This is a genomic window from Rhizobium sp. CSW-27 (genome assembly GCF_018760785.1).
In the GTDB taxonomy this organism is placed as follows: Bacteria; Pseudomonadota; Alphaproteobacteria; order Rhizobiales; family Rhizobiaceae; genus Neorhizobium.
Map to the genome: position 1 here is coordinate 432,434 of NZ_JAHHZO010000002.1, position 13,292 is coordinate 445,725.

Sequence of the window (13,292 nt, forward strand, 5' to 3'; positions counted from 1 at the left end):
TGGCACACATGACACAGACGATTCGCATTATCGGCATCGATCCGGGCCTGCGCCGCACTGGCTGGGGCATCATAGACACGCTGGGGAACAGCCTGAAGTTCGTTGCCTCCGGCACGGTGATGTCCGACGGCGACATGGATCTCGCCTCGCGCCTCTGTCAGTTGCATGACGGGCTGGCGGAGGTGGTGCATGCCTACCGGCCCGACGAGGCGGCGGTGGAGCAGACCTTCGTCAACAAGGATGCGGTTGCCACGCTCAAGCTCGGCCAGGCGCGCGGCGTGGTGATGCTGGTGCCGGCCCGCGCCGGTCTGCCGGTTTCCGAATATGCGCCGAACGCGGTGAAGAAGGCCGTCATCGGCGTCGGCCACGGGGAGAAGCAGCAGATCCACATGATGCTGAAGATCCTGATGCCAAAGGTGGAATTTACCGGCAACGATGCGGCCGATGCGCTGGCCATCGCCATCTGCCACGCCCATCACCGCGGCGGCGAACGCATGCGCCAGGTGCTGGCGCGCGCCTGAGTTTGTTCTTGACTTGTTCCGGATTGCGTTCTACGCAGCTCGTCAGGGGATGAGGATGACGAGCTGCGGCTCGGAGCGGAGCGGGCGGTTCCGGCCGTGGAGCCGGATGCCGTCTTCCGGCCCGGCCCGTGCTGGCCTCCGACCCGGACATGTTTCTCTTCCTGCGACTTCATCCCGGACGGATCTCCATCATGATCGGCAAGCTCAAGGGCACCATTGACGAAATCGGCGACGACCATGTGCTCGTCGATGTGCACGGGGTCTGCTACGTCGCCCATTGCTCCTCGCGCACGCTGTCGCGCATCGGCGCCGTCGGCGAGGCCGTGGTGCTTTTCATCGAAACCTATGTGCGCGAGGATCAGCTGAAGCTGTTCGGTTTTCTCAGCGTGCTTGAGCGGGATTGGTTCAACCTGCTGCAAAGCGTGCAGGGGGTGGGGTCCCGGGTTGCGCTCGGCGTGCTGTCGACGCTGACGCCCTCCGAACTGGCCAATGCCATTGCGCTGCAGGACCGCACCTCGATCGCGCGGGCGCCGGGCGTCGGTCCGAAGGTTGCGTTGCGCATCGTCACCGAGCTGAAGAACAAGGCGCCCGCCTTTGCCGGCGAGGCCAGCGCCGGCATCGGCTTCAAGCAGGAGCTGGGCGAGGGCGTCGCTGCCGCCCCCGTGGCCGATGCCGTGTCGGCCCTCACCAATCTCGGCTATTCGCGCGAGCAGGCAGCCAATGCCGTGGCCGCCGCCCTGAAGACCGGCGGGGAAGGGGCCGACAGCGCGAAACTGATCCGCCTCGGCCTCAAGGAATTGTCGCGATGAGCGCCTTGCTTGCGGCGCTTTTCCTTACTATTGTGAGAATGTAAGGAGGTCGATCATGAACGTGTTTTACGGTACCATGACCTCGAAGGGGCAAACCACGGTGCCCGCGGAAATCCGGGAGCTCCTGAGGCTCAAGCCCGGCGATCGCATTCGCTATGTCGTCAGGAACGGGGAGGTTACGCTCAAGGCCAAGAACAAGCGGTTGGTTGATCTTGCCGGCATCCTGCATCGTCCGGGGATGCCGACGATGACAATCGAGAATATGAACGAGATTATCGCGGACGCCGTTGTCGATCATGTCATGGGGCGCGAATGATCGGGCTCGACACCAATATCCTGCTGCGTCTGATCCTGCAGGACGATGACAGTCAATCCAACCGGGCGCTTGTTCTGGTTGACAGTCTATCTTCGGAAAAGCCGGGTTTCGTCAACAGTGCAGTACTGCTGGAATTCATCTGGACTGCGCGGCGATATGCGAAAATGACCCGCGAGGAACTGAAGATCATTCTCTGCGGATTTCTCGATTCCGACAATCTCGTGCTGGAAGATGAGAGTATCATAGAAATGACACTGGACGAGATGGACCGCAGCGGCGAGGAGTTTGCCGACATCTTCATTGCTCTCAAGAACAGGGAGCAGGGATGTCGCACGACGATGACGTTCGACAGGAATGCGGCAAGGGCCATACCCCATATGGAACTCCTCGCATGACGCTGCCCAACCCCATCCTCTCGCCCGACAAGAAGGGTGAGGATCTCGATACCGCGCTTCGGCCGCAGTCGCTGGACGAGTTCACCGGCCAGGCGGAGGCGCGCGCCAATCTGAAGGTGTTCATCGAGGCGGCGAAGAACCGTGGCGAGGCGCTGGATCACGTGCTGTTCGTCGGTCCCCCGGGGCTCGGCAAGACGACGCTGGCGCAGATCATGGCGAAGGAACTCGGCGTCAACTTCCGCTCGACCTCCGGTCCGGTGATTGCCAAGGCCGGCGATCTCGCGGCCCTGCTGACCAATCTCGAGGAGCGCGACGTCCTGTTCATCGACGAGATCCATCGCCTCAATCCGGCGGTGGAGGAAATCCTCTATCCGGCCATGGAGGATTTCCAGCTGGATCTCATCATCGGCGAGGGCCCGGCGGCGCGCTCGGTGAAGATCGACTTGTCGAAATTCACCCTGGTTGCGGCCACCACGCGCCTTGGCCTGTTGACGACGCCGCTGCGCGACCGCTTCGGTATTCCGGTCCGCCTCAGCTTCTACACGGTGGAGGAACTGGAGCTGATCGTGCGGCGCGGCGCACGCCTGATGGGGCTCGGCATGACGGATGAGGGCGCGCGCGAGATTGCCCGGCGCGCCCGCGGCACGCCGCGCATTGCCGGCCGCCTGCTGCGGCGCGTGCGTGATTTTGCCGAGGTTGCCCGCGCCGAGGCGGTGACGCGGCAGATCGCCGACGAGGCACTCACCCGCCTCAATGTCGACAACATGGGCCTCGACCAGCTCGACAACCGCTATCTTTCGATGATCGCCGTGAACTTTGCCGGCGGGCCGGTGGGGATCGAGACCATCGCGGCCGGCCTTTCCGAACCGCGCGATGCAATCGAGGACATCATCGAGCCCTACATGATCCAGCAGGGTTTCATCCAGCGCACGCCACGCGGCCGCGTGCTGACCGCCACCGCGTGGAAGCATCTCGGCCTGCAGCCGCCGAAGGATCTGGAGGCGGCGCAGTTTCGCCTGAGTCTCGACGATGAGTGAGGGAACCCGCATCCGCATCAAGGCGAAGCCGAAGCGCACCTTCCAGATGCGCATTGCCGGCCTCGGCTTCCGAAACGGCCATGTGCTGGTGCATCGCGCCACGCACGAACTCTTCTGGACCTTCCCGGGCGGCGGCGCGGAAATCGGCGAGACCTCCGAGGAGACCCTCAGGCGCGAGATGATGGAAGAACTCGGTGTCGAGGTCGAGGTTGGCCGCGTGCTGTGGATCGTGGAGAACTTCTTCCACTACGAGGGGCGTGACTGGCACGAACTCGGCATCTACTACCGCATGGAGATCCCGCAGACCTTTCCCTTCGCGCCGGAAGGCATCATCCATCGCGTTCAGGACGGCGACAACGATCTGGAGTTCAAGTGGGTGCCGGCAACCACGGCGGCGCTGACGGCACTCGATATCCCGCCTTATTTCATTGCCGCCGAGATCGAGAACCTGCCGGAGGCGCCGCGGCATCTGGTATGGGATGACAAGAACCTGGATCGCGGTTAAGCGTCTGCTGCGAAACCTATAGCCAGGACAAACCGGACCAAGCGTGATGGAAGAAATCACCGTTTCTCTCGCCGGCTCACTCACCGATGCCGGTCACAGCCTCGTGCAGCGGGTCTATTACGAGGACACGGATTTTTCCGGCCTCGTCTACCATGCGCGCTATCTGCATTTCCTCGAGCGCGGCCGCACCGATTACCTGCGCTGCCTTGGCTGCGAGCAGAGCGCGCTGCTGGCCGTCGATGAGGAGGGGCTTGTCTTCGTCGTGCATCGCATGGAGATCGACTTCAAGGCGCCGGCCCGGATGGACGACGTGCTCACCATCCTGACGCGGACGGAGAAGGCCGGTGGCGCCAAGATGGTGCTGCAGCAGGAGATCCGCCGGGGCGATGCGCTGCTGGTGGCGGCGAAGGTGATCATCGCGGTGATCAACCGCAACGGCCGCCCGCGGCGCCTGCCGGACAGCATCGCGCGATCCTTCACTGGCGCGTGAGATGCCTTTGTCGACGACTGTAACGCATTCTTAACGATAATATTGTCTTAATGGCGCCCAGGAAAATTGTGCGGTGCACGCCTTCGTTTGACCAAATTTGAAGGCGAGAAGGCCTCCTGAAACCTCAGGCATACGGGCACTTCAGCGTACGCGCGCACATGACATACTGCGCTTGCGACCCGGTCCGTATTATGCGTGCCGGGCGTTGGGATTCGGGGATAGTGAACATATGGAACACGCGGATTTGGCGGCGGCTGCAAGCTCGGTAAGCCTCTTGTCGCTTTTCATGCAGGCGGGTCTGATCGTGAAGCTGGTCATGATCGGCCTGATCGGTGCCTCGGTCTGGACCTGGGCGATCGTGATCGACAAGTACATGTCGTTCACGAAGGCCAAGCGCCAGTTCGATCAGTTCGAGCAGGTCTTCTGGTCGGGCCAGTCGCTGGAAGAGCTTTATCGCACCCTTGCAGAGCGCCAGAACAGTGGCCTTGCCGCGATCTTCGTGGCCGCCATGCGCGAGTGGAAGAAGAGCTTCGAACGGGGAGCACGCTCGCCGATCGGCCTGCAGATGCGCATCGATCGCGCCATGGACGTGACGATTTCGCGTGAAAGCGAAACCTACGAGGCGCGCCTCGGCTCGCTGGCCACCATCGGCTCGGCCGGCCCCTTCATCGGCCTGTTCGGCACGGTCGTCGGCATCATGACCTCTTTCCAGGCCATCGCCGGTTCGAAGTCCACCAATCTTGCGGTCGTGGCGCCGGGTATCGCCGAGGCGCTGCTGGCCACCGCCATCGGTCTCGTCGCGGCCATCCCCGCCGTCATGGCCTACAACAAGTTCATGGCCGATGCCGGCAAGCTCGGCGCGCGGATGGAAGGCTTCGCGGATGAGTTTTCCGCCATCCTGTCGCGCCAGATCGATGAAAAGCTGCAGCCGCGTCAGGCCGCGCAGTAACGCGCGACGCTGAGGAGTATTTGCAATGGGTATGTCGGCAGGTGGAGGTAATGCGGCTCGCGGAGGGCGCCGGGGGCGTCGTGGCGGCCGCGGTCGCGGCGGTGCGATCAGCGAAATCAACGTGACGCCGCTGGTCGACGTCATGCTGGTGCTGCTCATCATCTTCATGGTGGCGGCGCCGATGCTGACCGTCGGCGTGCCGATCGATCTGCCGGAAACCCAGGCGAAGGCGATGAATTCCGATACACAGCCGATCACGATTTCGGTCAATCCGCAGGGCGAGGTCTATCTGCAGGAAACCCCGATCGCCATCGACGAGGTGGTGCCGAAGCTCGAGGCGATTGCCACGACCGGCTATAACGAGCGCATCTATGTGCGTGGCGATACCGCTGCCGCCTATGGCGTGGTGATGAAGGTGATGGCGCGAATTTCCGCCGCCGGCTTCAAGAACATCGGTCTCGTGACGCAGCAAGAACAGCAAAAGTGATCCTGTCGCGATGAAGGGTAGCCTTGGCACATCGCTGGTCCTGCACTTCCTGGTTCTGACCTGGGCGCTCTTTTCGTTGAGCGCGCCGGCGAAGTTCGAGGTGGGTGACGTGGAGGCTCTGCCGGTCGATATCGTGCCGGTGGAATCGATCACGCAGATCCAGCAGGGCGACAAGAAGGCGCCGATGGCGGAGAAATCGGCGCCGAAGCCGACGCAGAAGCCGAAGGTGGTCGAGAATGCCGAAAACGCCGGCGACAACGATGTCGACCTGAAGACGCCGCCGACGCCGGTGAAGAAGCCGCTGCAGACCGAGGCTGCCGCAGCGCCGCAGAAGACGGAAAAACCGCTGCCGAATCCGACGACCGAGGACAACAAGGTCAAGGAGGTTGCGCCGGAGGAAACCGCGCCGAAGCCGCAGGAGGTGGCAGCCCTGCCGCAGCCGCGTCCGGAGCCCACCCCGCCGACGCCCAAGCCGGAGCCGCAGCCCGAACCGAAGCCTGCGGAGCAGCAGGCCGAAGAAATTCCCATGCCCGATGCCGTGCCGGTGCCGGCCGCGCGCCCGACACCCGATGTGCCGAAGCCGCAGGAGGCCAAGCCCGTCGAGAAGCCGGAGCCGAAGAAGACCGAAACGCCGAAGCCTGCCGAAAAGACGCCGGACCGCAAGATCGCCGACAAGAAGCAGGAAACCGCCAAGTCCACCTCGTCCAAGGAGAGCGACTTCAACGCCGACGAGATTGCCGCCCTGCTCAACAAGCAGGAGGCGGCCGGCGGCGGCGCCAAGCGTTCCGCCGCGCCGGCTGCCCTTGGCGGCAAGCACGACACCGGCGGCTCCAAGCTCAGCCAGAGCGAAATCGATGCCCTGCGCGGCCAGATCCAGAACAACTGGTCGGTCATCTCCGGCATCGAGGGCGCCCAGGGTGTGATCATTACCGTGACGATGAAGCTGGACGAGACCGGCGCGATCATCGGCCGGCCGGAAGTCAAGGCGACCGGCGGTTCCGACAATGCGCGCCGCACGCTGGAATCCAGCGCGCTGCGCGCCGTGCTGCGCTCGTCACCCTTCAAGAACCTCCCCGCCGACAAATACGACGCCTGGAGCGAAGTCGTCGTCAACTTTGATCCAAGCGAACTGCTTTGAAAGGCCCAGTTATCATGATGAAACGTTCTTTCATCCGCGTGCTGCTTGCACTTGCCGGGATGGCCGTGATGTTCGCGGCACCGGCCGAGGCGCGCGTGGAAATCAACATCAACCGCGGCAATGTCGAGCCGTTGCCGATCGCCGTCACCGATTTCCAGTCCGCCAACGACATCGGCGCGCAGATCTCTGCTGTCATCGCGGCCGACCTGCAGCGCTCGGGCCTGTTTGCTCCGGTCAACAAGGCGGCCTTCATCCAGAAGATCAGCGACCCGAACCAGATGCCGCGCTTCGAGGACTGGAAGGCGATCAACGCGCAGGCGCTGGTCACCGGCCGCGTGACGCGCGAGGGCGATGGCCGCCTTCGCGCCGAGTTCCGCCTCTGGGATACCTTCGTCGGCCAGCAGATGACCGGCCAGCAGTTCTTCACCCAGCCGGAGAACTGGCGCCGCGTGGCCCATATCATCGCCGATGCCATTTACAAGCAGATCACCGGTGAAAACGGCTACTTCGATACCCGCGTGGTCTTCGTGTCCGAAAGCGGCCCCAAGACCGACCGCAAGCGCCAGCTGGCGATCATGGACCAGGACGGCTTCAACGTCCGTATGCTCACCAACAGCAACGATATCGTGCTGACGCCGCGCTTTTCGCCGAACCGTCAGGAAATCACCTACATGTCCTTCGAGGGCCAGCAGCCGCGCGTCTATCTGCTGCAGCTTGAGACCGGACAGCGCGAGGTGGTGGGCAACTTCCCGGGCATGACCTTTGCGCCGCGCTTCTCGCCGGATGGCCAGAAGGTCATCATGAGCCTGCAGCAGGACGGAAATTCCAACATCTACACCATGGACCTGCGCTCGCGCACCACGACGCGGCTGACCAATACCGCTGCCATCGACACCTCGCCGTCCTATTCGCCGGATGGTTCGCGCATCGTCTTCGAAAGCGACCGCGGCGGGCGCCAGCAGCTCTACGTGATGAATGCCGACGGCACCGGCCAGACGCGCATATCCTTCGGTGACGGTTCCTATTCCACGCCCGTCTGGTCGCCGCGCGGTGACCTGATCGCCTTCACCAAGCAGTCGGCCGGCAAGTTCTCGATCGGCGTGATGAAGCCCGATGGCTCGGGCGAGCGCATCCTCACCACCGGCTTCCACAATGAGGGCCCGACCTGGGCGCCGAACGGCCGCGTGATCATGTTCTTCCGCCAGGCGGCCGGCGCGGGCGGTCCGCAGCTCTATTCCATCGATCTGACGGGTTACAACGAGCAGATGGTCAAGACGCCGGCTTTCGCATCCGACCCGGCCTGGTCGCCGCTTCTCGAATAGTTTGGCTTCTGCGTGCGGGCGGTTCGCGTCCGCACGGAGGCAATTGCCTGAATTTGCGCTGAAACAGCCGTTGATAGCAGATTATTAACCATAGGCATTGACTGGCCGTTAACCAAATGCAGTTACGGTCTGGCAACGCCAGAATGTGATCAAGGAGAGATCGGCCATGAGCCGTACCCATACCCCGGCGATGAGCCGCATGCAGAGCCTCGCACGCAATCCCGCCGTTATCGCGCTGACGCTTGCGCTGGCGCTTGCCGGTTGCGCCAACAAGAAGAACATGCCGAACAGCGCCGGTGAACTCGGCCTCGGTGCAGGCGGCGCCGGTGCGGCAACGCCGGGCTCCAGCCAGGACTTCACCGTCAATGTCGGCGACCGCATCTTCTTCGATACCGATTCTTCGTCCATCCGCGCCGATGCCCAGCAGACGCTCGACCGCCAGGCTCAGTGGCTGATGCGGTATCCGCGTTACGCCATCACCATCGAAGGCCATGCCGACGAGCGCGGCACGCGCGAATACAACCTGGCGCTCGGCGCCCGCCGTGCAGCCGCCACCCGCGATTACCTCGCATCGCGCGGCGTTCCGGCCAACCGCATGAAGACGATTTCCTACGGCAAGGAACGTCCGGTTGCTGTCTGCGACGACATCTCCTGCTGGTCGCAGAACCGCCGTGCCGTCACCGTGCTGGGCGGCGCCGGTTCCTGATCGGCAGCCTGCTGTGCGACATTGCGGAAAGGGCGGTCCTCGTGGCCGCCCTTTTGCCTTGTCCATAGTTTGGCCGAAGTTCGGTTCTCTTTTGATGGTTAACGCCACGATCTTTTGCTGGTAACAGAAACTGCGTGCGCCATTCTGGCGCCGCCAACAGGTAAAGCGGGACGGACGACATGAAGAAACTTGTCTTGGCAGCAATGCTGGGGCTTGCGGCGACGAGCGGGCAGGCGAGCGCATTTTCGCTTTCCAACCTCCTCTCCGGCGGACACCGGGCCGTGCAGCCGGCGCGCGAGGCGCAGGCGCCGGTCGTGCTGGTGCAAAGCAGCACCGACGCCGTGCGGATCCAGCAACTGGAGGAGGAAATCCGCCAGTTGAACGGTCGCGTCGAGGAAATGAGCTTCCAGATGCTGCAGATGCAGGAGCAGATGCGCAAGACGCAGGAAGACAACGAATTCCGTTTCCAGCAGCTGGAAAAAAGCCAGACAGGCGACGCCGCTGCGCCTTCTGTCGCTGCCGCGCCGGCAGCCGGCTCAAAAAAAAACGATGAAATTTCGGCCATCATAGACGCGCCGCCCACTGCGGCGCCGTCGACCGGCGGCACCACCCGCCGCACGACGGCGCCCGCAGAGACGACGCTCGGCTCGCTGGAAGTGGACAAGAGCGGTGCTCCCGTCGGGGCAACGCTTAATCAGGCTGCGCGCAATTCCGCCGGCCTGCCGGGCGTGGATGCCGGAAGCGCGCCGGCGGCGAGCGACCCGACCAGGACCGCGTCCCTCGGCAATGAGAGCGATGCCTACCGTGCCGCCTACAACCATATCCTGTCTGGCGACTATGCCATGGCGGAGACGGAATTCAGCAACTACATCAATGCCTTCCCGAAGAGCAGCCGTGCCGCCGATGCCAATTTCTGGCTGGGAGAGGCACAGTATTCGCAGGGCAAGTACAACGAATCCGCCAAGACCTTCCTGAACGCCCATCAGACCTATGCCAATTCGCCCAAGGCGCCGGAAATGCTGCTGAAGCTCGGCATGTCGCTGGCCGCCCTTGATAACCGCGAAACCGCCTGCGCCACGTTGCGCGAGGTGAACCGCCGCTATCCGAATGCCGGCAAGCCGGTGCAGGCAAAGGTGGCCAGCGAAGTGAAGCGGCTGGGTTGCTGATCGTGCCGCCCGAGGGCGGGCAAGATCCGTCCGGCGCATCCGCGCTGGCTGCGGCCTGCGATGTCCTCACCCGTCTTCCGGGCTCCGCCCGGCTGCTGATCGCCGTGTCCGGCGGCAGTGATTCGACCGGATTGCTCCATGCCTTCCATCGCGGCCTCATTGAATGTGGTCGCAGCGATGTCGCGATTTTCGCCGCCACCATCGATCATGGCCTGCGTCGCGGATCGGCCGACGAGGCCCGGGCCGTTGCCGCCCTGTGCGCGCGTCTCGGCATTTTCCATGTGACCCGTGTCTGGCAGGGCGAAAAGCCGCCGACCGGCATTTCCGCCGCGGCGCGCGCCGCGCGCTACGATCTTCTCTGCGCCATTGCCGATGACCTGCATGTCGATGCGATTCTCAGCGGACACACGCTGGACGACCAGTGGGAGACGCTTGCCATGCGCGCCAGCCGCCCCGGCGGAGAAGGGGGCGCCGGCGCCGTCGGCATGGCGCCTGCCGTGCTGCTGTGTGGCCGCCACTGGCTGCTGCGCCCCTTCCTGCGGCTGCGCCGTCAGACGATCCGCCGGTTTCTTGTCGCGTCAGGCCTCGGCTGGATCGATGATCCGTCCAACAGCGATCTGCGCTTCGAACGCGCCCGCACGCGCCTGCGGCTGGCCGAGGCCGCCTCCCTGCCATCTCCGGAAGAACTGGACCGGCTGGCATTGCAGCGTCTGGCGCTCGGCCGCGCGGTCGCGGCCAGGCTCGGCCAGGGCCTTGCGGTTTCGGGCGGCGTTCTGGCCAGGCTGGATCCTGCGGTCCTTGCCGATGCCGACGCGCCGGTGCTGACGGCGGCCTGCGCGGCGCTGGCCGCCGTCTTCGGCGGGCGGGTGCATCCGCCCGCACGCGACAGCCTGGGACGGATCGTCGCATTCCTGCGCTCGGACAGGCCGGGGCGCCTCACCGCCGGGCGCGTGCTCTTCGACCGCCGCCGGGCGGGTCTTTTCATCCTGCGCGAAAGCCGCGATCTGCCGATCCTTGGTCTGTCTCCCGGCGAATCGGCGGAATGGGATGGCCGCTTCCTGCTGCACAATGACGGTGCCGTGCCGTTGACGGTTGGGCCGTGCCCGGCCGATCGCGCCCTGGCCGTGTCGCGCTTTCCAGGCGTTCCGGCCAGCCTGGCGCTCACCGCGCTTCGGGCGTTGCCCGGTCTGCATGGCGTAGCGCAAGGCCGGCAGGCGGATCTGCGCTGCCTGCCGATTCTGCAGCCTTACCGGTCGTTTCTTCCCGCCTTCGAGCTCGATCTGGCAAATTCTTTTGCCGTTCGGCTGGGCTTGCAGGCATTTCCGCCATTACCGTTTAACGTTTTCGATCGTAAAACATGATCGGCGGGTGGTGTTGCCTTGGCAAGGGCTCGCCGCAATCCTATGTTATGCGACAAGTAAGGCGGAAGCTCATCGAAGCGGCCGTCATTGTCCGGGGAGTTCGATGAACCCAAACTTTCGCAATTTCGCCCTCTGGGCGATCATAGCCCTCTTGCTGATCGCCCTGTTCAGCATGTTCCAGACGGCGCCGACGCAGACGAGTTCACGGGAAGTCCCGTACTCGCAGTTTCTGCGCGACGTCGATGCTGGTCGCGTGCGTGACGTTGTCGTGACCGGCAACCGCGTTCTCGGCACCTATGCCGAGAACGGAACGGGCTTTCAGACCTACTCACCCGTCATCGACGACAGCCTGATCGAGCGCCTTCAATCGAAGAACGTGACGATCGTGGCCCGTCCGGAATCCGACGGATCCTCCGGTTTTTTGAGCTATCTCGGCACGCTTCTGCCGATGCTGCTGATCCTGGGCGTCTGGCTGTTCTTCATGCGGCAGATGCAGGGCGGCTCGCGCGGCGCGATGGGCTTTGGCAAGTCCAAGGCCAAGCTTCTGACCGAAGCGCATGGCCGCGTGACCTTTGACGATGTCGCCGGCGTTGACGAGGCCAAGCAGGATCTCGAGGAAATCGTTGAATTCCTGCGTGATCCGCAGAAGTTCCAGCGCCTTGGCGGCCGCATTCCGCGCGGTGTGCTGCTTGTCGGCCCTCCGGGTACCGGCAAGACGCTGCTGGCCCGCTCGGTTGCCGGCGAAGCCAATGTTCCCTTCTTCACCATCTCCGGTTCGGACTTCGTGGAAATGTTCGTCGGCGTCGGTGCGAGCCGCGTGCGCGACATGTTCGAGCAGGCCAAGAAGAACGCGCCCTGCATCATCTTCATCGACGAAATCGATGCCGTCGGTCGTCACCGCGGTGCCGGTCTCGGCGGCGGCAATGACGAGCGCGAGCAGACGCTGAACCAGCTTCTCGTCGAGATGGACGGTTTCGAGGCCAATGAGGGAATCATCCTGATTGCCGCGACGAACCGTCCGGACGTTCTCGACCCGGCACTGCTGCGTCCCGGCCGTTTTGACCGTCAGGTCGTCGTTCCGAACCCGGATATCGTCGGACGCGAGCGCATCCTGAAGGTGCATGTGCGCAACGTGCCGCTGGCACCGAATGTCGATCTCAAGGTTCTGGCCCGTGGTACGCCCGGCTTCTCGGGTGCCGACCTCATGAACCTCGTCAACGAGGCTGCCCTGATGGCGGCGCGCCGCAACAAGCGTCTCGTCACCATGCAGGAATTCGAGGACGCCAAGGACAAGATCATGATGGGCGCCGAACGTCGTTCGTCCGCCATGACCGAGGCCGAGAAGAAGCTGACCGCCTACCATGAGGCAGGACACGCCATCACCGCGCTCAACGTGCCGGTGGCGGACCCGCTGCACAAGGCGACCATCATTCCGCGCGGCCGTGCGCTTGGCATGGTCATGCAGCTGCCGGAAGGCGACCGCTATTCCATGAGCTACAAGTGGATGGTGTCGCGCCTCGTCATCATGATGGGCGGCCGCGTGGCGGAAGAGCTGACCTTCGGCAAGGAGAACATCACTTCCGGCGCCTCCTCCGACATCGAACAGGCCACCAAGCTGGCACGGGCGATGGTCACCCAGTGGGGCTTCTCCGATATCCTCGGCCAGGTTGCCTATGGCGAGAATCAGCAGGAAGTCTTCCTCGGCCATTCCGTGTCGCAGTCGCGCAATGTTTCCGAGGCGACGGCCCAGAAGATCGACAACGAAGTGCGTCGCCTGATCGACGAGGCCTATACCGAGGCTCGCCGCATCCTGACGGAACGTCACGACGATTTCGTCGCGCTTGCCGAAGGGCTGCTGGAATACGAGACGCTGTCCGGCGAGGAGATCAAGGCGCTGATCAAGGGCCAGAAGCCCTCCCGCGATGCCGGCGACGACAGCCCGACCGCCCGTGGTTCCGCCGTGCCGAAGGCCGGTGCGAAGAAGGACGAGCCGAAGGGGAATGGCGAGCCGGAGGGCGGGCTGGAACCCCAGCCACACTGAGGCCAGAATTTCAGGTCCTGTTGCAAGAGCCGCCCGGCCCAAGGGCGGC

The 13,292-nt window shown here is 63.9% G+C and carries 15 protein-coding genes; all 15 read left to right on the forward strand.

Annotation, left to right across the window (positions count from 1 at the left end; all coding sequences use genetic code 11):
* The first annotated feature begins 8 nt into the window (after window positions 1-8).
* The 15 genes from ruvC (at window position 9) to ftsH (ending at window position 13,243) form a co-directional block, all read left to right on the forward strand.
* A complete protein-coding gene (gene ruvC, locus KLP42_RS05575; protein ID WP_215565187.1) occupies window positions 9-521 on the forward strand; it encodes a crossover junction endodeoxyribonuclease RuvC in 513 nt (170 codons plus the stop codon).
* Window positions 522-712: 191 nt separating this feature from the next.
* A complete protein-coding gene (gene ruvA / locus KLP42_RS05580) occupies window positions 713-1,330 on the forward strand; it encodes a Holliday junction branch migration protein RuvA (RefSeq protein ID WP_215565188.1) in 618 nt (205 codons plus the stop codon).
* 55 nt (window positions 1,331-1,385) lie between these two features.
* Entirely contained in the window at window positions 1,386-1,646 is a 261-nt protein-coding gene (locus KLP42_RS05585) for an AbrB/MazE/SpoVT family DNA-binding domain-containing protein (protein ID WP_215565189.1), read from the forward strand.
* Window positions 1,643-2,041, forward strand: coding sequence for a type II toxin-antitoxin system VapC family toxin (locus KLP42_RS05590; RefSeq protein ID WP_215565190.1), 399 nt, complete (start codon window positions 1,643-1,645; stop codon window positions 2,039-2,041). The genes KLP42_RS05585 and KLP42_RS05590 overlap by 4 nt, the downstream gene beginning before the upstream one ends.
* Entirely contained in the window at window positions 2,038-3,078 is a 1,041-nt protein-coding gene (ruvB, locus tag KLP42_RS05595; RefSeq protein ID WP_215565191.1) for a Holliday junction branch migration DNA helicase RuvB, read from the forward strand. Before KLP42_RS05590 ends, ruvB begins: the two co-directional genes overlap by 4 nt.
* On the forward strand, window positions 3,071-3,583 hold the full coding sequence (locus tag KLP42_RS05600) for an NUDIX hydrolase (protein WP_215565192.1): 513 nt from the start codon (window positions 3,071-3,073) through the stop codon (window positions 3,581-3,583). Before ruvB ends, KLP42_RS05600 begins: the two co-directional genes overlap by 8 nt.
* Window positions 3,584-3,629: 46 nt before the next feature.
* Window positions 3,630-4,073 carry a tol-pal system-associated acyl-CoA thioesterase gene (ybgC, locus tag KLP42_RS05605; protein WP_215565193.1) on the forward strand — a complete coding sequence of 148 codons (444 nt, stop codon included), beginning with the start codon at window positions 3,630-3,632 and terminating at the stop codon, window positions 4,071-4,073.
* Window positions 4,074-4,302: 229 nt separating this feature from the next.
* Complete coding sequence (tolQ, locus tag KLP42_RS05610; RefSeq protein WP_215565194.1) at window positions 4,303-5,022, forward strand: protein TolQ; 720 nt, start codon at window positions 4,303-4,305, stop codon at window positions 5,020-5,022.
* Between the two features lie 25 nt (window positions 5,023-5,047).
* Complete coding sequence (gene tolR / locus KLP42_RS05615) at window positions 5,048-5,509, forward strand: protein TolR (RefSeq protein WP_215565195.1); 462 nt, start codon at window positions 5,048-5,050, stop codon at window positions 5,507-5,509.
* Window positions 5,510-5,519: 10 nt separating this feature from the next.
* A complete protein-coding gene (tolA, locus tag KLP42_RS05620; protein ID WP_215565196.1) occupies window positions 5,520-6,647 on the forward strand; it encodes a cell envelope integrity protein TolA in 1,128 nt (375 codons plus the stop codon).
* Between the two features lie 14 nt (window positions 6,648-6,661).
* Window positions 6,662-7,969, forward strand: a complete 1,308-nt coding sequence (gene tolB / locus KLP42_RS05625; RefSeq protein ID WP_215565197.1) for a Tol-Pal system beta propeller repeat protein TolB — start codon at window positions 6,662-6,664, stop codon at window positions 7,967-7,969.
* A gap of 166 nt (window positions 7,970-8,135) precedes the next feature.
* Window positions 8,136-8,675: a peptidoglycan-associated lipoprotein Pal gene (pal, locus tag KLP42_RS05630; protein ID WP_215565198.1), complete on the forward strand. Its 540-nt coding sequence runs from the start codon at window positions 8,136-8,138 to the stop codon at window positions 8,673-8,675.
* 179 nt (window positions 8,676-8,854) lie between these two features.
* Window positions 8,855-9,841, forward strand: a complete 987-nt coding sequence (gene ybgF / locus KLP42_RS05635; protein WP_215565199.1) for a tol-pal system protein YbgF — start codon at window positions 8,855-8,857, stop codon at window positions 9,839-9,841.
* A gap of 2 nt (window positions 9,842-9,843) precedes the next feature.
* The gene (tilS, locus tag KLP42_RS05640) at window positions 9,844-11,202 is read left to right on the forward strand and encodes a tRNA lysidine(34) synthetase TilS (RefSeq protein ID WP_353844827.1); all 1,359 of its coding nucleotides are present in this window, start codon (window positions 9,844-9,846) and stop codon (window positions 11,200-11,202) included.
* 103 nt (window positions 11,203-11,305) lie between these two features.
* The gene (gene ftsH / locus KLP42_RS05645; protein WP_215565201.1) at window positions 11,306-13,243 is read left to right on the forward strand and encodes an ATP-dependent zinc metalloprotease FtsH; all 1,938 of its coding nucleotides are present in this window, start codon (window positions 11,306-11,308) and stop codon (window positions 13,241-13,243) included.
* The last annotated feature ends 49 nt before the right edge of the window (window positions 13,244-13,292 follow it).

Bases quoted from the DNA above. Each gene is read 5' to 3' on its own strand.
- KLP42_RS05590 (WP_215565190.1), top strand. From the start codon at position 1,643: ATGATCGGGCTCGACACCAATATCCTGCTGCGTCTGATCCTGCAGGAC.
- KLP42_RS05600 (WP_215565192.1), top strand. From the start codon at position 3,071: ATGAGTGAGGGAACCCGCATCCGCATCAAGGCGAAGCCGAAGCGCACC.
- ftsH (WP_215565201.1), top strand. From the start codon at position 11,306: ATGAACCCAAACTTTCGCAATTTCGCCCTCTGGGCGATCATAGCCCTC.
- ruvB (WP_215565191.1), top strand. From the start codon at position 2,038: ATGACGCTGCCCAACCCCATCCTCTCGCCCGACAAGAAGGGTGAGGAT.
- tolQ (WP_215565194.1), top strand. From the start codon at position 4,303: ATGGAACACGCGGATTTGGCGGCGGCTGCAAGCTCGGTAAGCCTCTTG.
- ybgC (WP_215565193.1), top strand. From the start codon at position 3,630: ATGGAAGAAATCACCGTTTCTCTCGCCGGCTCACTCACCGATGCCGGT.
- ybgF (WP_215565199.1), top strand. From the start codon at position 8,855: ATGAAGAAACTTGTCTTGGCAGCAATGCTGGGGCTTGCGGCGACGAGC.
- tolA (WP_215565196.1), top strand. From the start codon at position 5,520: ATGAAGGGTAGCCTTGGCACATCGCTGGTCCTGCACTTCCTGGTTCTG.
- tolB (WP_215565197.1), top strand. From the start codon at position 6,662: ATGATGAAACGTTCTTTCATCCGCGTGCTGCTTGCACTTGCCGGGATG.
- ruvA (WP_215565188.1), top strand. From the start codon at position 713: ATGATCGGCAAGCTCAAGGGCACCATTGACGAAATCGGCGACGACCAT.
- tolR (WP_215565195.1), top strand. From the start codon at position 5,048: ATGGGTATGTCGGCAGGTGGAGGTAATGCGGCTCGCGGAGGGCGCCGG.
- pal (WP_215565198.1), top strand. From the start codon at position 8,136: ATGAGCCGTACCCATACCCCGGCGATGAGCCGCATGCAGAGCCTCGCA.
- ruvC (WP_215565187.1), top strand. From the start codon at position 9: ATGACACAGACGATTCGCATTATCGGCATCGATCCGGGCCTGCGCCGC.
- KLP42_RS05585 (WP_215565189.1), top strand. From the start codon at position 1,386: ATGAACGTGTTTTACGGTACCATGACCTCGAAGGGGCAAACCACGGTG.